The sequence below is a fragment of the Methylobacterium sp. J-077 genome, assembly GCF_022829365.1.
Taxonomy (GTDB): Bacteria; Pseudomonadota; Alphaproteobacteria; order Rhizobiales; family Beijerinckiaceae; genus Methylobacterium.
Genome location: NZ_JAKSYJ010000226.1, coordinates 1 through 309 on the forward strand (window position 1 = coordinate 1; position 309 = coordinate 309).

The window sequence follows — 309 nt, forward strand, 5'->3', positions numbered from 1 at the left end:
CCGCTCTCGCCGGCCGCGGCCGCCTCGATGGCGGCGTTGAGCGCGAGCAGATGGGTGCGCTCCGAGATGTCGTTGACCGTCTCGATGATGTCGCCGATCGTCTGGGTCTTCTCCGACAGCGTCACGATGTTGCCGGCCACCGCCTCCGCCTGCTCGCGGATCGCGTCCATCGCCCGCGCCGTGTCGGCCACCGCGCGCAGGCCCTGGCGCGAGGTCTGGGCCGTGGCCTGGGCGGTGGCGATCACCTCGCCGGCCCGCTTCGTGATCTGCGCGCCCGAATGGGTGATCTCGTCCACCGTCGCCGCCGTC

Annotated in this window: 1 protein-coding gene; it reads right to left on the bottom strand. The window is 72.5% G+C overall.

The window, feature by feature from the left end; all coding sequences use genetic code 11:
* A partial coding sequence (locus tag MKL11_RS28610) for a methyl-accepting chemotaxis protein (protein ID WP_243949914.1) occupies positions 1-309 on the bottom strand: 309 nt, incomplete at both ends.